The following is an 18188-nucleotide window of genomic DNA, read 5'->3' as shown; positions in this document are numbered from 1 at the left end:
GTTATGATGAAAACGTAATCATTTGTATATACATGTTACGTGTGCTCAATGAATATAAGTAAATGAACTAAAAACATTCACAGGGGGGAATAACAATGAGTGATAATCGTAAGACAGCGAAGGAGATTCTTGAAGCCATTGGTGGAAAAGAGAATATCTCTTCAGCTACACATTGTGTCACAAGATTACGACTTGTGCTGCATGATGAAAGTAAGGTTGATAAAGAAACACTCGAGAACATTGATCCAGTCAAAGGTTCGTTCTCAGCTAATAATCAGTTCCAAGTCATTCTTGGTCAAGGACTAGTAGATAAGGTGTATGCGGAGTTTATTTCAGAGGCAGGCATTTCTGAGTCCTCAAAAGAAGAGACTAAAGAAGAATCTACAAAGAAAATGAATCCGTTACAAAAAGCTGTAAAAGGGTTATCAGACATTTTCATTCCTATTTTACCGGCAATTATTACAGCAGGTTTACTACTAGGTTTAAACAACGTTTTAACAAATGCAATTTTTACAGATCAGCCAATTATTGATATGTACCCACAATGGGCAGGTCTTGCAGAAATTATAAATACGATTGCAAGTACAGCCTTTGTCTTCTTACCGGCTTTGATTGGTTGGTCAGCAGTTAGGAAGTTTGGAGGCAGTCCGCTTCTTGGGATTGTTCTTGGTTTAATACTTTGTCATCCAGGCCTTTTAAATGCGAATGATTATGCAGGTGCTGTTGAAGACGGAACACTTCCATTTTGGAATTTGTTTGGCTTTGATATAGCTGCAATGGGTTATCAGGGTCAGGTTTTACCAGTGTTACTCGCATCTTATGTGTTAGCTAAAATAGAAAACTTCATGAAAAAGATTACACCGGATTCGTTCCAACTTTTAGTGGTTGCTCCAGTAGCACTACTAATTACAGGTTTCCTTGCTTTTATCCTAATTGGTCCAGTAACATTTGCGTTAGGTAACAGCATTACTGGAGTATTTGTTTCCTTATTTGATCAATTTGCAATTGTTGGTGGAGCGGTTTATGGTTTGTTCTATGCACCACTTGTTATAACAGGTATGCACCACACATTCTTGGCTGTAGATTTTCAGTTGATAGCTAGTCAAGGTGGAACATTCCTATGGCCGATACTCGTTATGTCTAATGTGGCACAAGGTTCTGCTGCACTAGCGATGTATTTCATTCTTAAAAATCAGAAGATGAAAGGTCTTTCCCTTACTTCTTCTATCTCAGCTTATCTAGGTATCACGGAGCCAGCACTATTTGGGGTTAACCTGCGTTATCGTTTCCCTTTCATCTGTGCCATAATTGGTGCGTCGATTGCTGGTGCATGGGTCGCTGTGAATGGAATTGTTGCTACAGTTGGTGTTGGTGGTTTACCAGGTATCGTCTCAATTGTTGGTGAGCGACCTGATTATATCAACTTCGCCATCGGGATGGTTATTGCAATCGTCATTCCAGTTGTAGCTACTATCATCGCTTCTCGTTTCCAAAAAGATTTCCAAGACAGATAATTAAAAACTTCAAAGAGCCGCTTAGCAGAATTCCTCTGCAAAGGCGGCTTTCCTACTTGAAAGGGTGCTTATAAATGAATGAATGGTGGAGAAAGTCGGTTGTGTATCAGATTTATCCAAAAAGCTTTAATGATACAACAGGTAATGGTGTGGGAGATATTCAAGGTATTATTCAGAAGTTGGATTACCTTAAAAAGCTAGGAGTAGATGTAATTTGGCTTACTCCCGTTTATTCGTCACCTCAGCGTGATAATGGCTATGATATTAGTGATTACTACAATATTCATGACGAATATGGCACGATGGATGATTTTCAGGAGCTTCTAGATGAAACACATCATAGAGGCATGAAGCTCATTATGGATCTGGTTGTGAATCATTCTTCTACAGAGCATGAGTGGTTTAAACAGGCATCTTCCTCTAAGGATAATCAGTACCGTGATTTCTATATTTGGAAGGATGCAGTTGATGGACAAGCTCCAACAAACTGGCTCTCAAAGTTCGGCGGATCAGCGTGGAAATGGGATGAGAAAACAGAGCAATATTATTTACATTTGTTTGATCAAACTCAAGGCGATCTGAACTGGGAAAATCCTGAGCTGCGTAATAAAGTCTACGAACTGATGCGATTCTGGTTTGAAAAGGGTATTGATGGTTTCCGTTTAGATGTTATCAATTTGATTTCTAAGGACCAAGACTTCCCGAATGATGATGGGTCTGTGGCTCCAGGAGACGGACGTAAGTTCTATACAGATGGTCCGCGTGTACATGAGTTCTTGCAGGAGATGAACAAAGAAGTGCTAGCACCTTACCAAGCGATGACGGTTGGAGAGATGTCGTCCACTACTTTGGAGCACTGTGTGCAGTATTCGCATCCAGATAGCAACGAGCTAAGTATGACGTTTAACTTCCATCATCTTAAAGTAGATTATCCAAATGGTGAGAAGTGGGCATTAGGTGAAGTAGATTTCCGTGCCTTAAAACAGATTCTTTCTAAATGGCAGGTAGGCATGCATCAAGGTGGAGGCTTGGAACGCGTTGTTCTGGTGTAACCATGATCAGCCTAGGGTTGTTAGTCGTTATGGAAATGACGCGTTATATCATAACGAATCAGCAAAAATGCTGGCAACTGTGATTCACATGATGCAGGGTACTCCTTACATTTATCAAGGTGAAGAGTTTGGTATGACCAATCCTAAGTTTGAAACGATTGAAGAGTACCGTGATGTGGAAACGCTGAATATCTATCAAGAGTTACGTGAAAAACAAATGGACGAATCGGCTATCATGGAGATTATTAAGCAGAAGTCGCGTGACAATTCGCGAACTCCAGTTCAATGGAATGCGGAACCTCATGGTGGTTTTACAGCAGGCACTCCATGGATTCACGTGGCAAGCAATTACAAGCAAATAAACGCTCAAAATGCACTTGATGACTCAAATTCTATTTTCTATTTTTATCAAAATTTGATTGAACTGAGAAAGAGTCATGATATTATAACCTTTGGAGACTACAAGCTGTTGCTTGAGGATGATCAACAATTATTTGCCTATGTTCGTGAGTGGAATGGTGAAAAATTGTTAGTGGTTGCAAATTTCTCTGATCAAGAATCAGACTTTGCTACACCAGTTTTTAACCGATAACCACGCCGATGTTTTGGTATCAAATTATCAGCAAATAAACGATCCAAGCAAAGGAAATGACACTTCGTCCGTATGAAGCGGTTGTGTATCATGTTCGTGCGTCTTCATAAAGTATAAAAAGTACAGGCGGTGTATTTGTTGAAAAGCAAATTCCAATTGGTATATGAAGAGTTGGCCAACCAGATTCAAAAAGGAGAATGGAAGCCTGAAGAGCTGCTTCCTTCAGAATTAGAGTTAGTAAAAACGTATCAGGCTTCACGAGAAACGATTCGAAAAGCACTCAAACTGTTATCAGAGCGAGGCTATATACAAAAGATCCAAGGAAAAGGGTCTGTTGTACTTGACCGCTCTAAAATTGATTTTCCGTTCTCGGGTGTATCAAGCTTTAAAGAATTAAGTGAACGAATGAATATGAATGTGGAAACTGATGTTGTGGCGTTTGATGAAGTGAAGCCTAATTTGGATTTGCAGGACAAGCTGCAGCTAACGAGTGAACAGTATGCTACACGGATCAAACGAGTACGTAAGGTTGATGGAGAGCGGGTTATTTTAGATAAGGATGATTTGGTTAGTTCCGTTGTGCCTGGATTAACGGCGGAAATTAGTCAGAATTCGATCTACGAATATCTTGAGAAAAAACTGGGCCTCATCATTAGTTTTGCAAAAAAAGAAATTGTAGTAGAAGAGCCAACAGATGAGGATCTTGCATTATTGGACTTAGATGGTTTTACAAATGTAGTAGTCGTAAGAGGTAGGACATATTTAGATGATGCTAGCATTTTTCAGTATACGGAATCTAGGCATCGGCCTGATAAGTTTCGTTTTGTTAATTTCGCTAGAAGAGAACAGCTTTAAGCAAATCATTAGTAGATGAAAGAAAGAAGCGGTATAATGCAAACAGATGCTTGATAATAGGAGGTTTGCTTATGTCTGTTTATGATTTTACGGTGAAATCTTCTAAAGGCGAAGAGATCCCATTGTCGAAGTATGAAGGAAAAGCATTACTCATTGTGAACACAGCAACAAAATGTGGATTTGCTCCACAATTTGATGGCTTGGAGAAGCTACACCAAGAGTATGCGGACAGGGGCTTTGAAGTCCTTGGATTCCCTTGTAATCAATTTATGAATCAAGAGCCAGTTGAAGATGATGAAATGGAAAATGTGTGTAAGGTGAATTTTGGAGTTAGTTTTCCTTTATTCGCTAAAGTCGATGTGAATGGCAGTAGTGCGCATCCACTTTATCAATATCTAAAAAAAGAGAAAAAGGGCACGATTGGATCTGATGTGAAATGGAATTTTACAAAATTCTTGGTCAATCAGCATGGTGAAGTAATTGAGCGTTTTGCGCCAACAACAAAACCAGAAAAAATCGAACCCGAAATTCAAAAGCTGCTGAAATAAAAAATTGATAGGTGAATGGCTGTGCGGACACCCTAGGTGAAAGCACAGCTTTTTCGAGATAGAAGCGAGTAATGATCGGGGGTCCAAAATGATTGAAACAAGTGAAATGTATGAACAAGCAGAAGAATTCCTCAATCAGTGTTATAGTGAAAAAGAGAAATCAAAAGAGGAACTTCTTGATCGTTTATCAGAAGTAAAACAAGAGATCAGCGAAACAGGATCTTATACACATACATATGAAGAATTGGTTCATGGAGCACGAATGGCATGGCGTAATAGCAACCGTTGTATCGGTCGTTTTTTCTGGGAGACATTAAAGGTCACGGATGCTAGAGATCTAAATGACGAACAATCAATCGCGAATGTGTTATTTAACCATATTAAACAAGCTACAAATGGGGGCAATGTTGTTCCCTATTTAACAGCCCTTAACCCGCATAATATGGATGGGAAAATCCGAATATGGAACCACCAACTCATACGTTATGCTGGTTATGAAGAAAAGGATGGAACGGTAGTTGGAGATCCAAGCATCTATACCTTTTACAAAAGCATGCCAAGCTTTAGGTTGGAAAGGTGAAGGTGGCCGATTTGATGTGCTACCACTAGTGATACAAATAGGTGAAAATACCCCAAAATATTTCTCGATTCCTAGAGACTTCATTGTAGAAGTCCCACTAACCCACCCTAGTGTTCCAGCTTTTGAAAAGCTACAGCTCAAATGGTATGCAGTTCCGATTATTTCAGATATGAAACTAGTCATTGGCGGAATTGAATATCCAAGCGGCTCCTTTTAATGGTTGGTATATGGGCACGGAGATTGGGGCTAGAAACTTAGCTGACACTGATCGTTATGACATGTTGCCTAAGGTTGCTGAGGTATTTAAACTCGATACATCAAGAGAGTATACGTTATGGCGTGATGAATCGCTAATTGAGTTAAACAAGGCAGTTCTTTATTCATTTAAAAAAGCTGGTGTGAGTATTGTGGATCATCATACAGCAGCAAAACAGTTTGAACGGTTTGAAAAAAGAGAGCAAGAGGTAGGTCGTGATGTAACTGGAAAATGGTCTTGGTTGATACCACCCATTAGTCCAGCAACCACACATATCTTTAGAAAAGGCTATAAAAATCAAAAGGTGTTGCCTAACTATTTATATCAATCAGCACCTTATCAGTCATTATAAGGAGGCAGGAGCAAATGAGTATGTTGCGCGTCGAAAACCTGCATAAGACATTTGGAGAGAAGATATTATTTGATGGTCTCTCTTTTACAATAGAAGTTAAAGAAAGAATCGGCTTAATTGGTGTAAATGGAACAGGTAAATCAACACTTTTAAAGGTACTAGCAGGACTTGAAGGTGCAGAAGAAGTAAAGCTTTTTCATGCCAATGATTTTACCGTTACCTATCTTCCACAGCAACCAGACTTAACAGAGGATCGCACAATTTTGGAGCAAATCTATCATGGTGAATCGATCATTATGAAAACGATGCGTGCATATGAGCAAGCGCTAATTGATCTTGAACGCCAACCTGAAAATGAACAAGTTCAAAATCGTTTTATGACCGTTCAACAGCAGATGGACCAGGAATCTGCTTGGGAGGCCAATACAACGGCTAAAACCATTCTATCTAAGCTAGGCATTCAGGATGTGAGTCAGCAGATTCGTGCACTTTCAGGTGGACAGAAAAAAAGGGTTGCGATTGCGGAGGCATTAATACGTCCAGCTGATTTATTATTGTTAGATGAACCGACCAACCATCTTGATCATGAGACGGTAGAGTGGCTAGAAGGCTATTTAGCCAATTATAAGGGTGCACTTATTGTGATAACCCATGATCGTTACTTTCTTAACCGAGTAACCAATCAAATGTACGAGCTCGATCAAGGTAAACTCTATCAATATGAGGGAAACTTTGAGACATACTTACAAAAGCGTGCAGAGCGTGAAGAACTTGAACAGCAGACAGAGAGCAAACGACAGAACCTGCTAAAGCGCGAATTAGAATGGCTTAGACGGGGAGCAAAGGCACGTACCACCAAACAGAAGGCACGTGTTCAGAGAGCTGAAGGCTTGCGTGATGAGGCAGGTCTTACGCAGAAACAGAATCTTGATTTTTCGATCGGATCACAACGATTAGGCAATGACGTTCTTGAGTTAAACGATGTAGCTAAGTCTTATAAAGGTCATTCTTTATTTGAACATGTAAACTATTTAGTCGTTCCGCATCAGAGGTTAGGCATCATTGGATCAAATGGTACAGGAAAAACAACGCTTCTTAATATCCTAGCAGGCAGGATCACACCTGATGCAGGTGAGGTAAGCCGCGGTTCTACCGTTAAAATTGGATACTACACTCAGGATGATCAGGAAATTGATGGAGATCTAAAGGTCATTGAATACATAAAAGAAATAGCAGAGGTTGTGTATACAGCCGATGGACAAACGGTTACAGCTGAACAAATGCTAGAACGGTTTTTATTTCCTCGAAGCATGCAATGGACCTACATTAGACGCCTATCCGGGGGAGAAAAACGCCGCCTGTATTTATTAAAAGTACTAATGGGTGAACCAAACGTTCTCTTTTTAGATGAGCCAACAAATGATCTTGATATACAGACCTTAGCTGTATTAGAAGATTATATTGATCAATTTCCAGGTGTTGTTATAACCGTATCACATGATCGCTATTTTCTAGATAAAGTGGTAGATCACCTGTTATATCTTAGTGGCAGTGGCGACGCCCAACGTTTTCAAGGTGATTATAGTGAATTTCTTGAACAAAAACAGCTGCAAGAAGCTAATCAGCAAACTGTCCAATCTGAAAACACTAAAGGAAAAATTAAAACACAGCAAGTGCGAAAGTTAACCTATAAAGAGAAACAAGAATGGGAAAGCATTGAAGAGAAAATGGAACAACTAGAGCAGCAAGCAACTGATGTGGCTCAAGCAATTGACCAGGCCGGCAGTGATTACACTCAAATTGAAAAGTTACTAGCAGAAAAGCAACGGCTAGAAAAAGCATTAGAAGAGACAATGGATCGTTGGACAGAACTCTCTGAAATTGTAGAAGCAACAAAAGCATAATAAATCTTAAAAACAAAGTGGAGCTTCTCATACCCACTTTGTTTTTTGTTTGATGTAGTGAGAAAATTGGGAATGAATGTTTTTGATTATTTTTGATTGATTATGAGTGTTTAAAGAGTTATACTATGTTCGACGAGAGATAGAGGTGATGAAATGCTTACTGTGGAACGTCAAGAGAAGATTTTGGATTTAATTAAAGAAAAACATATAGTAAAGCTTAATGAATTGGTTGAGGCGACTGGAGCATCTGAATCAACCATCCGGAGAGACCTAACGGAACTTGAAGACGCAAAGAAATTAAAGCGCATTCATGGAGGGGCGACTCTTTTTCAAAAGAAACGAATTGAGCCAACTGTTGCTGAAAAATCAGCCAAAAACAGTCATGAAAAACGTCAAATCGCCCAGTTTGCATCAACATTTGTTGAAAAAGGGGATTGTATCTTCTTAGATGCTGGAACAACAACTGTGGAAATGATTCCATTCCTAAAAGAAAAGCAAGTCGTTGTTGTCACCAATGGTTTATCAAATGTTGTCGAGCTAGTGGAAGCAGGTATTGAAACACATGTTGTAGGTGGCCAAGTAAAACCTGGTACAAAAGCTTTTATAGGTCGAAGTGCCATTGAGACTCTTGAAACATTTCGTTTTGATTTAGCCTTTCTTGGTACAAACGGAATTACGTTTGATGATGGCTGCACAACTCCGGATCCACAAGAAGCGTTTGTAAAAGCGTATGCAAAAAGACGTTCAAGACAAAGCTACGTGTTAGCGGATCATACAAAGTATGGCGAGCTTTCATTTGCAAAATTTGCTGAGATTGATGAAGTGACTCTAATTACAAGTTCATTTCTTGAACAACATATACTGGATAAGTACAGAGAAATAACAGATATAAAGGTGGTAGCTATATGATATACACGGTCACATTAAACCCGGCTGTTGATTATTTTGTTGAGCTGGATGACCTGAAACCAGGTCAGGTGAACCGATCCAGGAAAGAGCACAAAGCTCCTGGTGGTAAAGGAATTAACGTATCACGTGTGTTAAAAAGACTTGGTCATACTAGTCAAACTCTAGGTTTTATTGGCGGATTTACTGGTGACTATATTATCAATACGTTACAAGAAGAAGATATTACAACAAGCTTTGTTCAAGTTCATGGAGATACACGTATCAACATAAAAATGAAAGGCACTGAAGAGACTGAGTTAAATGGTACGTCGCCAGAAATTACACCAAATCATTTAGCCCAACTCATTGATCAGCTTGACCAATTAACAGAGTCAGACATTCTTGTGCTTGCGGGTAGTGTACCTGGCTCATTGGATGACACCATTTACACAGAATGGATTCATCGAGTGAAGAAAAATGGTGTGAAGGTATTTCTTGATACAAGTGGACATCCATTGATTGACGCAGTTGAAGCTGCACCTACATTCATCAAACCAAATCAACATGAGCTTTCAGAACTAGTAGGGACAGAAATTAACACACCAGAAGAAGCTCTTCCTTACGTGAGAGAGCTTACTGCTAAAGGCATTGACTATGTATTTGTCACATTTGCTGGTGATGGAGCTGTTCTAGGAACAAAGGAAAAGGTGTTATTTGCCACAACTCCTAAAGGAACGGTACAAAATTCTGTAGGTGCTGGTGATTCAACCCTTGCAGGCTTCCTGGCAGCAAGTCATAAGGAAGTCTCGTTAGAAGAGGCCTTTCGCTTCGCTGTCGCTTCTGGTAGTTCTACTGCTTTTTCAAAAGGATTTTGTGAGCTGTCTCATGTTGAAGAACTTATGGAACAAGTAAACATATCTGAGCTTAAATAAAAAGAATGCATACCAAATGGGGGAAAGGGGGATCTTCATGAAGATCTCAGAACTACTAAAAAAAGATACAATGATTTTAGATCTGAAAGCGTCAAGTAAGGAAGCTGTTATTGATGAGTTAGTTGATAAGCTAGCTCAAGCGGGTCGCCTTAAAGACAAACAAGCATATAAGGAAGCAATCCTTGCACGAGAAGCACAAAGTACAACAGGTTTAGGCGAGGGTATTGCCATTCCACATGCTAAAACATCAGCAGTGCAGACTCCAACGATAGGTTTTGGTCGTTCAAAATCAGGAATCGATTACGAAGCACTAGACGGTCAACCAAGCCAGTTATTTTTTATGATCGCTGCAAGTGAAGGAGCAAATAACGAACATTTGGCGACACTTTCTCGGTTAACAACTTTTTTAATGGATGATAACTTCCGCCAAACCATCCTGAATGCTTCAACTGAAGAAGAAATTTTATCAGCCATTGACCAGAAGGATGCTGAGAAGGAAGCCGAAGAAGCAGCTGAGGCAGAAGCTGAAGCTGCAAAGCAAGCTTCATCTGATACGAACTCGTCAAATAGTCCGCGCATATTAGGAGTAACAGGCTGTCCAACGGGTATCGCGCATACGTATATGGCAGCTGATGCCTTAAAGAGCAAGGCAGCTGAACTTGGTATATCTATTAAAGTTGAAACAAATGGCTCCGGTGGTGTAAAGAATAAACTAACAGCTGCTGAGATTGAAGCAGCAGATGCGATTATCGTTGCAGCGGATACTAAAATTGAGATGGATCGATTTGCAGGCAAAAAAGTGATTCAAGCACCTGTTGCAGACGGAGTGCGTAAGCCAAAGGATCTAATTGACCGAGCATTATCTGACCAAGCACCAATCTATAAAGGCTCTGGAAATGCAGGCGGAGGATCAGATTCATCTGATTCAGGTAAAAAAGGTCTAGGAATTTACAAACACATTATGAACGGTGTATCCAATATGCTTCCATTTGTTATTGGTGGCGGGATTTTAATTGCATTATCGTTTTTATTTGGTGGCATTGAAGCTGAAGGAACATTTGCAGGAATGCTTGATCAAATAGGTGGAGGTACTGCTTTTAAATTATTAGTACCTGTTCTAGCTGCTTTTATCGCAATGAGTATTGCGGATCGTCCTGGGTTTGCGCCTGGTTTGGTTGCTGGTATGATTGCGATGAATGGGGAAGCAGGATTTCTTGGTGGCTTGATTGCCGGTTTCCTTGCAGGTTATATCGCCTTGCTTGTTCGTATGTTAATTAATAAGCTACCACAGGTTCTTCAAGGAATTGGGAATATCTTATTTACACCTGTACTTAACTTATTTGTTTCAGGTATGATTATGCTTTTACTTGTTGCTCCACTTGCAAGCATTAACTTGGGTCTACAGAACTGGTTAAGTGGATTAGGTACGGCAAACATGATTATTTTAGGTGTGATCCTTGGTGGTATGATGGCCGTTGACATGGGTGGACCAGTAAATAAAGCTGCGTTTACATTTGGTATTGCGATGATTGACGCTTGGAAACCTAGCTCCACACGCAGCCGTTATGGCAGGAGGTATGGCTCCTCCAATTGGAATTGCATTAGCGACTACGTTTTTCAGAAGTAAATTTAGCAAAAAGGATCGTCAATCAGGTATTACGAATTACTTGCTTGGTCTGTTCTTCATCACAGAAGGAGCAATTCCATTTGCAGCCGCAGATCCTTTGCGTGTGATTCCCGCAGCAATAGCTGGTTCTGCTCTTGCTGGAGGATTAACAGCATTTTTTGGAATTTTACTTCCAGCTCCGCATGGTGGACTGTTTGTGTTTCCACTTGTAAATCAAGGCGATTGGTGGCCGTACGCACTTTTATACTTACTCGCAGTGGTATTAGGTGCAATCCTAACGGCCATTTTGCTTGGTATCTTGAAAAAGAAAGTCGTAGAAGAATAAGCTTTGCAAGAGAATGGATAAATATTATGCGAACGATCCAGATGTGGGTCGTTCGTTTTTTGTCGTAGATTCGCTGCTCCAAAAGTGGGTCCGTTTGTAGTGGTAGGAGTTGAGCTAAACTGGCCAGCAATGCTCTCATTACTGATAAAAAGGGCTCATTACCGATATAATGCTCCCATTACTGATTAAGAGGGCTCATTACCGATATAATGCTCTCATTGCTTATAAAGAGAGCTCATTACCGGTAAATTGCTCTCATTACCGACTTAGAACTCTATTTCCTGATAGTCTAGCTTCTTAACTGAAACAAACAGCCATCCTCGATTCCACAATCCTTCACAGTCAGCGCCTTCCCAATCATTCTTTTAAATATCTCCTCATCAATTCATAAAAAATATTTACCGTTACAAGCACACTTACAGCAGTTATCACCAAAATAGCATGTTTAATGTCTATTCAAAAAGGGTTCTGTATCCAATATATACTTTATAAAGGAGGGATGGCTCAATGAACATGTGTTGGTACTGCTATTTATTCTAGCGGTGACGACAGCATTTTCCTGTCAAATAGTGTTTTCTACATCCGAGACTTACACATAGAGTCTACATTACCTAAAAGATAAACTCGGGAATTTACTAGGAGGTAAGAAAAATGGACATGAACATTGATTTATATCCTTCAAGGGTGAGTAGTAAAGCAAGTATTAAAGAAAGAAAAGACCCAATCATTCATTCAAATGGCGTTGGACCACTTAATAAACAAGAGCTTCACTCATATGAAGAGAATGGATATCTAATGAAGGAAAAGTTATTTACCGATGAAGAAGTAAAGCTTATGACTAAAGAGCTTGATAAAACGATGAAAGAAAATCAGTCTAGGGATACGGCTGATGTTATTAAGGAACCGGGAAGTAATGAGATTCGCTCTGTTTTTGAGATTCATAAAGATAGCGGGTTCTTTGAAATCCTATCGAAAAATGAGCGAATTGTAAAAATCGCTGAGCAATTGCTTGGTAGTCAAGTATATATTAATCAATCGCGTATTAATTTTAAGCCTGGTTTTAAAGGAAAAGAATTTTATTGGCATTCTGATTTCGAAACCTGGCATGTTGAAGATGGCATGCAACATATGCGTGCGGTTAGCTGTTCAATCATCCTAACTGACAACTATGAGTTTAACGGACCGCTCATGTTGATACCTGGTTCACATAAATGGTATGTGTCTTGCGCCGGGGCAACGCCTGATGAAAATTTTAAGTCTTCCTTGCAGAAGCAGGAAGCAGGTACACCGGATAACGAAAGCTTAAGTTGGTTAACAGAAAAAGCAGGAGGTCGCATTGACCGGGCGACAGGGCCAAGCGGGCTCAGTGCTGTTTTTTGAAAGCAATACGATGCATGGATCTAATGGGAACCTTTCCCCTTATCCTCGTAGTAATGTTTTCTTTGTGTTTAACTCTATCGAGAACATAATAGGAAAGCCATACTCCGGACAGAAACCAAGACCAGAATTTCTTGCCAATCGAGAAAATATTAAACCAATCGAAGCTGTACCTGCCAATTCATTATTCGAGAAACAAGAAATTAAATAGTATTATTTGTAAAAACAGGAGCTGATCACCTGGTGCTTCTGTTTTTATTGTTGCCCGGGAAATAGATTTTGCCGTATATCATGTTACAATGGCGAATAATAAGGGAATGGGAAGGAAAGCGGAGGTATGTTTATGAGGCTTCTTTCATATTCCTATTTAAAAAAAGGAAAGATGAAGGCAATTTATGATCGGTTTTCTGATTCTCAGGTCATTTTTTGTAAAATAAATGGATATTACTTTGTGTATTATGTAAGATGGTCTGAAAATGATCCAATTGTAGTGACTCAAGACCTGATAGAAATGGAGTATTTGTTAAATGAGGAAATGGATACTCTTGATATCTATCTCACTAGAAAACGAAACAATTAAAAACCACCGCAAAGAATGCGGTGGTTTTATCCTTATACAGTTGCTTTTTGGAGTTTATCAATAAACTTTAATGAACGACCTGTACCAATTGCAACGGACTCTAGTGGATTTGGTGCAAGATGAACTGGGACCGAAATCTCGGATGATAACCAGTCTTGAATACCTTTTAATAATGCGCCACCACCTGTAATGAGTACACCACGGTCTACGATATCACCGCTTAACTCAGGAGGGCAATCCTCTAAAGTGGAACGAACAGCTTCAAGAATTTGAAGGAGGTGTTCGCTAATCGCATGACGAATCTCATCTGATTGAAGTGCAACAGTTTTAGGAAGTCCATTCACAAGGTCGCGGCCTCGTACTTCCATACTTAATACTTCATGGTCAATTGGCGCATAGCCAATTTCCATTTTAATTTGTTCAGCTGTACGTTCACCAATTAATACATTATATTGCTTACGAACGTGTTGAATAATCGCTTCATCAAGCTTGTCGCCACCAATTCGGACGGAATTACAAGAAACAACTCCACCAAATGAAATGATCGCTACTTCTGTAGTACCGCCACCAATATCAACTACAACATTAGCTGTAGGCTCTTCTACGGGTAAGTCAGCACCAATAGCTGCTGCGACAGGTTCTTCTATGATATGAACATTTTTAGCGCCACAGCTGCGAACAGCATCTAAAATTGCGCGACGTTCTACAGACGTTGAACCTGATGGAGCGCAAACAACAACGTTTGGCTTACGAAGTGATAGTCCTAATTGTTTACTAGCTTTTTTCATAATCGCTTTTAACATACTTGTTGTTACATCAAAGTCTGCAATGACACCATCACGAAGAGGTCTTACTGCTACGATATGAGAAGGTGTTTTACCTACCATACTTTTTGCCTCTGCACCTACTGCAAGTACATCACGTGTTTCTGTATTAAGAGCTACTACTGAAGGTTCATTTAAAATAATACCTTTATCTTTACTATACACAAGAATATTTGCAGTTCCTAAATCAATACCAATCTCTGCATTTGAAAACATAGGTTCACCAACTTTTCTTAGAAATACTCATTAGGCTCCATTCTACCAATTTCTCGCTTGCAAAAAAAGGGTCGGAACGCTTATCTACTATGTAAGAATGTGAGATTTGCTGAGGATTTTTTCATAGGTCTACCTACAGAAATAGTGTTATTGAATAGATCATCATAGGTTTTTCGGTCTATAGAAAATCTGATATAATTAATAGTAAGAGAAATGTGAAGGAATAAACTACTTGGCAGGTGAATAAAAATGGAGAACTCTAGAGGAATTATTCTATTTGATGGCGTATGTAATTTGTGTAATAAAGGTGTTGATTTTATCATAAAACGTGATAAAAATCGTTATTTTTATTATACATCGCTGCAGTCTGAAAAAGGTCAAGAGTTGAAAAGGAAATATCAGATTAGCGAACAAACGGATTCAATGATTTTGATAGAGGGTGATTGTGCCTTTACTCATGCAGATGCCATTTTACGAATTGTTCGGAACTTACCTTTAAGGTGGAGGATTTTTTTAGTCGCGTACTTGATTCCGCCAACATGGAGGAATCGCTTATATCAATTTATCGCACGCCACCGATTTCGTTTTTTTGGCAAAAAAGATTCATGTCGATTGCCAACTCCTGAAGAAAGAGCACAGTTTCTATAATTCTGTGAAAATTCACGGTTTGGTAAAACACACTATTTAAGCTTATGGCCAAGTCATGATATAATAGGTAAAAGATGTAGCTTGGAGTTCCAAGTATAACATCATTAGGAGGGGACATGAATGGAAGTCAACAACATGCAGGCGTACTTCGAAGAGAAGCTGGTAAATGCCAAAATCCAATTTGAGCGTACTATTGATTGCAAACATACGGAGTTTGATGACCTTTACCCTTACATGACAGAACAACCACAGTTTTTTTGGTATAAGCGCTATGTAGCATGGCAAGAGTTGTTAACATTAGTGCGAGTTGCAGAAGATTTTGAATTCAAGTGGTCTGAAGCTTTTACAGAAAAGCAAACGGCTTATATTCAATCACGAATTTTAGACGCAAAGGTTCTTGATGACTGGTATGAAGAGCAAGAGCTTGAAGCTGAGCAAGAACAATCACAATAAGTATGATAAATGTTGGAGGATGAACCACGTATATGTGGTTCATCCTCCTTCTCTGGTTAAGCAATCGTAATTTTAGAATATTTATGGTGATGAACACTCTCAATTTCGTCATCGATATCAAAGCAGATTTCATCATTTGTTGGCAAATCATCATAATATTGAATGATCTCTAAATTTGTTAAACAGAGAAGCAGATATGGATATCGTTCATCTGCATCTTCAATTAAAGCGTATAGTTTCTTGTTTTTCGAGTAGATTAACTCCCCAGATTGCCTCTTTTCCTCTTTACGATTTAACAGAACATCCACAATAGGTGTCTCCTTTCATGGTTTCATAGAAAATAGCATAGCGAATCTCAAGATTCGCTAGAAGAGTTCGATTTCTTTTGATGCTTATGATTTGATTTGTTTTCTCCGTTATCAACTAACTCACTTGAAACCTCTTGATTAAACAAGGTCTCGGTTGGAGTTTGATTATTTGTTAATGCTTTATTTTTTTGTTTGTTTCGTTTAGGCATTTTAAGGGCTCCTTTATGAGTTTGTGTTGTAAACTTAGTTAATAGTAGTATTGGTCATTGTTATCTATTTCATACAAAGAAGGTGAGTTTCTTGGCAAAGGGTAAGTTTTATGTTGTTTGGAAAGGGATTCAACCAGGAATTTATACGAGTTGGGCTGAATGTGAAGCCCAAGTAAAAGGATTCCCGGGAGCTAGGTTTAAATCATTTCCTACAAAAGCTGAGGCAGAAGAGGCATTTCAATCAAAGCCAGGATCAAGAACTGCCACAAAAAAAACAACAGGTACAAAGACAAAAAAAGAATCTGTTATCAGTGAAGATAAAATAATTTGGGAAAGTATCTCGGTTGATGTTGGTTCACGAGGAAATCCGGGTATAGTGGAGTATAAGGGTGTGGATACAAAAACAGGAGAGATCCTATTTTCACACGGAGAGATACATATTGGTACAAATAACATGGGTGAATTCCTTGCCATTGTGCATGCTCTTGCTTATTTATATGAACAAAATGATTCAACAACCCCAGTTTATTCTGATTCAAAAACCGCAATTAAATGGGTGAAAGATAGAAAAGCAAATTCAAGCTTGGAGAGATCGATAAAAACGGAAGAGATGTGGCTGTTAATTGATCGTGCAGAAAAATGGCTTAGAGAAAATAGATACAGTAACCCTATTCTAAAATGGGAGACAAAACACTGGGGTGAAATTAAAGCTGACTATGGCAGAAAATAAGGAGATGGTTTTGTATGTATCATGTTTTACGAACTAAACAAAAGCAGTACTTCTATAGTGGAACGACACGTCCAGAGGAATTTCGCCTTCATCAGCTTGATAAGCTTAGAAAAGCAATTAAACAAAATGAAAATCGAGTATTACACGCCTTAAAGCTAGATTTAAACAAGTCTAAGGAAGAGGCATTTACTACTGAGATAGGCATTCTTTATTCCGAAATTACTCATATGGAAGCATCACTAAAAGAATGGATGAAGCCAAAAAAAGTGAAAACACCAGCTTCGCACACGGGCTCAAAGAGTTATGTGATTCATGAACCTCGAGGGTCTGTGCTTATCATTGCACCTTGGAATTATCCGTTCCAATTAGCAATGGCCCCTCTTATTGGTGCAATTGCTGCTGGGAACTGTGCTGTCGTAAAACCTTCAGAGCTAACGCCTCATACTTCAGCAGTCATTACGGAAATTTTGGGCGAGACTTTTTCTGAGGACTACATCGCTGTAGTAGAGGGCGCAGTGGAGACGAGTACTGAATTATTAAAAGAACCGTTTGACTATATTTTCTTCACTGGTAGTGTTGGCGTTGGAAAAATTGTGATGGAGGCCGCAGCTAAGCACTTAACTCCTCATACGCTTGAGTTAGGTGGGAAAAGTCCTGCAGTTGTGCATCAAGACGCCAAGCTTGATCTTGCAGCTAAGCGTATTGCCTGGGGCAAGTTTCTTAATGCCGGACAAACCTGTATTGCGCCGGATTATGTACTAGTTGATGAACAAGTGAAAGATGAATTTCTTGAAAAACTAGAAAAACATATTAACGATTTGTACAAGAAACCATGGAAAAAAGGCAAGTACCCACGCATTGTAAGTGAAAAGCACTTTGATCGCTTAGTTGACTTTATTGAGGGTGAATCGGTTTTAGTTGGCGGGCAATACAAACGAGAAGAGTTAGCTCTATCACCAACTGTATTATCCGGAGTAAGCTTGGAATCTCCAGTGATGCAGGATGAAATATTCGGTCCGATTTTACCGATTCTCACGTATTCATCCACTGCTGAAGCACAAGCTAGAATTCGAGAACTGCCAAATCCACTTGCTTTATATGTGTTTACTGAGAATAAAGAGGTGGAATCTCAATTTGTAGATGAGCTCTCATTTGGTGGTGGCTGTGTAAATGACACCATTATGCATGTGGCAAATCCATATCTACCATTTGGTGGCGCGGGGCCAAGTGGAATTGGCTCCTATCACGGTTATGATAGTTTTCTGACGTTTTCACATCGAAAGGGAATGGTTAAACAGACCACATCCTTTGACTTGCCGATTCGTTATAAACAAGGACCTGTTACACATAAGTTAATTCGTAACCTGATGAAATAGGGGGAACCACTTTGGAAATTAAAGAACATTTTGATGTTCTTG

At 39.3% G+C, this 18188-nt stretch carries 14 protein-coding genes and 4 pseudogenes; 15 read left to right on the top strand and 3 right to left on the bottom strand.

The window, feature by feature from the left end:
- Positions 1 to 95: 95 nt before the first annotated feature.
- The 11 genes and pseudogenes from treP to NDM98_RS16030 all read left to right on the top strand — a co-directional run bounded on the left by treP (position 96) and on the right by NDM98_RS16030 (position 13382).
- Positions 96 to 1514: a PTS system trehalose-specific EIIBC component gene (treP, locus tag NDM98_RS16080; protein ID WP_251609881.1), complete on the top strand. Its 1419-nt coding sequence runs from the start codon at positions 96 to 98 to the stop codon at positions 1512 to 1514.
- A 74-nt stretch (positions 1515 to 1588) separates the two neighbouring features.
- A pseudogene (gene treC / locus NDM98_RS16075) lies at positions 1589 to 3268 on the top strand (alpha,alpha-phosphotrehalase).
- Between the two features lie 28 nt (positions 3269 to 3296).
- Complete coding sequence (treR, locus tag NDM98_RS16070) at positions 3297 to 4013, top strand: trehalose operon repressor (protein ID WP_251609872.1); 717 nt, start codon at positions 3297 to 3299, stop codon at positions 4011 to 4013.
- A gap of 71 nt (positions 4014 to 4084) precedes the next feature.
- Positions 4085 to 4561 (top strand): glutathione peroxidase, encoded by a 477-nt coding sequence (locus NDM98_RS16065; RefSeq protein WP_251609870.1) that lies wholly within the window; start codon positions 4085 to 4087, stop codon positions 4559 to 4561.
- 88 nt (positions 4562 to 4649) lie between these two features.
- Positions 4650 to 5749 (top strand): annotated as a pseudogene (locus NDM98_RS16060) (nitric oxide synthase oxygenase).
- A 14-nt stretch (positions 5750 to 5763) separates the two neighbouring features.
- Positions 5764 to 7653 carry an ABC-F family ATP-binding cassette domain-containing protein gene (locus NDM98_RS16055; protein WP_251609868.1) on the top strand — a complete coding sequence of 630 codons (1890 nt, stop codon included), beginning with the start codon at positions 5764 to 5766 and terminating at the stop codon, positions 7651 to 7653.
- A gap of 153 nt (positions 7654 to 7806) precedes the next feature.
- Complete coding sequence (locus NDM98_RS16050; RefSeq protein WP_251609866.1) at positions 7807 to 8562, top strand: DeoR/GlpR family DNA-binding transcription regulator; 756 nt, start codon at positions 7807 to 7809, stop codon at positions 8560 to 8562.
- The gene (gene pfkB, locus NDM98_RS16045; protein WP_251609864.1) at positions 8559 to 9473 is read left to right on the top strand and encodes a 1-phosphofructokinase; all 915 of its coding nucleotides are present in this window, start codon (positions 8559 to 8561) and stop codon (positions 9471 to 9473) included. The genes NDM98_RS16050 and pfkB overlap by 4 nt, the downstream gene beginning before the upstream one ends.
- A 37-nt stretch (positions 9474 to 9510) precedes the next feature.
- Positions 9511 to 11425: pseudogene (locus NDM98_RS16040) on the top strand (PTS fructose transporter subunit IIABC).
- A gap of 657 nt (positions 11426 to 12082) precedes the next feature.
- A pseudogene (thpD, locus tag NDM98_RS16035) lies at positions 12083 to 13013 on the top strand (ectoine hydroxylase).
- 132 nt (positions 13014 to 13145) lie between these two features.
- The gene (locus NDM98_RS16030) at positions 13146 to 13382 is read left to right on the top strand and encodes a protein YuzH (RefSeq protein ID WP_251609862.1); all 237 of its coding nucleotides are present in this window, start codon (positions 13146 to 13148) and stop codon (positions 13380 to 13382) included.
- Positions 13383 to 13414: 32 nt separating this feature from the next.
- Here the strand turns inward: NDM98_RS16030 and mreBH are convergent, their stop codons facing one another.
- Positions 13415 to 14422, bottom strand: a complete 1008-nt coding sequence (mreBH, locus tag NDM98_RS16025) for a rod-share determining protein MreBH (protein ID WP_251609860.1) — start codon at positions 14420 to 14422, stop codon at positions 13415 to 13417.
- Positions 14423 to 14671: 249 nt separating this feature from the next.
- Here mreBH and NDM98_RS16020 point away from each other — a divergent pair, with 249 nt between their 5' ends.
- Positions 14672 to 15070: a thiol-disulfide oxidoreductase DCC family protein gene (locus NDM98_RS16020; protein ID WP_251609858.1), complete on the top strand. Its 399-nt coding sequence runs from the start codon at positions 14672 to 14674 to the stop codon at positions 15068 to 15070.
- 120 nt (positions 15071 to 15190) lie between these two features.
- Positions 15191 to 15523 (top strand): hypothetical protein, encoded by a 333-nt coding sequence (locus NDM98_RS16015; protein ID WP_251609856.1) that lies wholly within the window; start codon positions 15191 to 15193, stop codon positions 15521 to 15523.
- A gap of 56 nt (positions 15524 to 15579) precedes the next feature.
- Here the strand turns inward: NDM98_RS16015 and NDM98_RS16010 are convergent, their stop codons facing one another.
- Positions 15580 to 15831 carry a hypothetical protein gene (locus NDM98_RS16010; protein ID WP_251609854.1) on the bottom strand — a complete coding sequence of 84 codons (252 nt, stop codon included), beginning with the start codon at positions 15829 to 15831 and terminating at the stop codon, positions 15580 to 15582.
- A gap of 47 nt (positions 15832 to 15878) precedes the next feature.
- A complete protein-coding gene (locus NDM98_RS16005; protein WP_251609852.1) occupies positions 15879 to 16040 on the bottom strand; it encodes a hypothetical protein in 162 nt (53 codons plus the stop codon).
- A gap of 91 nt (positions 16041 to 16131) precedes the next feature.
- On the opposite strand from NDM98_RS16005, the gene rnhA reads away from it, so the two are divergent.
- A complete protein-coding gene (gene rnhA / locus NDM98_RS16000) occupies positions 16132 to 16770 on the top strand; it encodes a ribonuclease H (RefSeq protein ID WP_251609850.1) in 639 nt (212 codons plus the stop codon).
- A gap of 14 nt (positions 16771 to 16784) precedes the next feature.
- Entirely contained in the window at positions 16785 to 18146 is a 1362-nt protein-coding gene (locus NDM98_RS15995) for an aldehyde dehydrogenase (protein WP_251609847.1), read from the top strand.
- Positions 18147 to 18188: the final 42 nt, after the last annotated feature.

Origin of the sequence: Alkalicoccobacillus plakortidis (assembly GCF_023703085.1) — a bacterium.
GTDB lineage: Bacteria > Bacillota > Bacilli > Bacillales > Bacillaceae_D > Alkalicoccobacillus > Alkalicoccobacillus plakortidis.
This window is presented reverse-complemented; position numbering and strand designations above follow the sequence as displayed.

Bases quoted from the DNA above. Each gene is read 5' to 3' on its own strand.
- treP (WP_251609881.1), top strand. From the start codon at position 96: ATGAGTGATAATCGTAAGACAGCGAAGGAGATTCTTGAAGCCATTGGT.
- NDM98_RS16065 (WP_251609870.1), top strand. From the start codon at position 4,085: ATGTCTGTTTATGATTTTACGGTGAAATCTTCTAAAGGCGAAGAGATC.
- NDM98_RS16055 (WP_251609868.1), top strand. From the start codon at position 5,764: ATGAGTATGTTGCGCGTCGAAAACCTGCATAAGACATTTGGAGAGAAG.
- NDM98_RS16050 (WP_251609866.1), top strand. From the start codon at position 7,807: ATGCTTACTGTGGAACGTCAAGAGAAGATTTTGGATTTAATTAAAGAA.
- pfkB (WP_251609864.1), top strand. From the start codon at position 8,559: ATGATATACACGGTCACATTAAACCCGGCTGTTGATTATTTTGTTGAG.
- NDM98_RS16030 (WP_251609862.1), top strand. From the start codon at position 13,146: ATGAGGCTTCTTTCATATTCCTATTTAAAAAAAGGAAAGATGAAGGCA.
- mreBH (WP_251609860.1), bottom strand. From the start codon at position 14,422: ATGTTTTCAAATGCAGAGATTGGTATTGATTTAGGAACTGCAAATATT.
- NDM98_RS16020 (WP_251609858.1), top strand. From the start codon at position 14,672: ATGGAGAACTCTAGAGGAATTATTCTATTTGATGGCGTATGTAATTTG.
- NDM98_RS16015 (WP_251609856.1), top strand. From the start codon at position 15,191: ATGGAAGTCAACAACATGCAGGCGTACTTCGAAGAGAAGCTGGTAAAT.
- NDM98_RS16005 (WP_251609852.1), bottom strand. From the start codon at position 16,040: ATGCCTAAACGAAACAAACAAAAAAATAAAGCATTAACAAATAATCAA.
- NDM98_RS15995 (WP_251609847.1), top strand. From the start codon at position 16,785: ATGTATCATGTTTTACGAACTAAACAAAAGCAGTACTTCTATAGTGGA.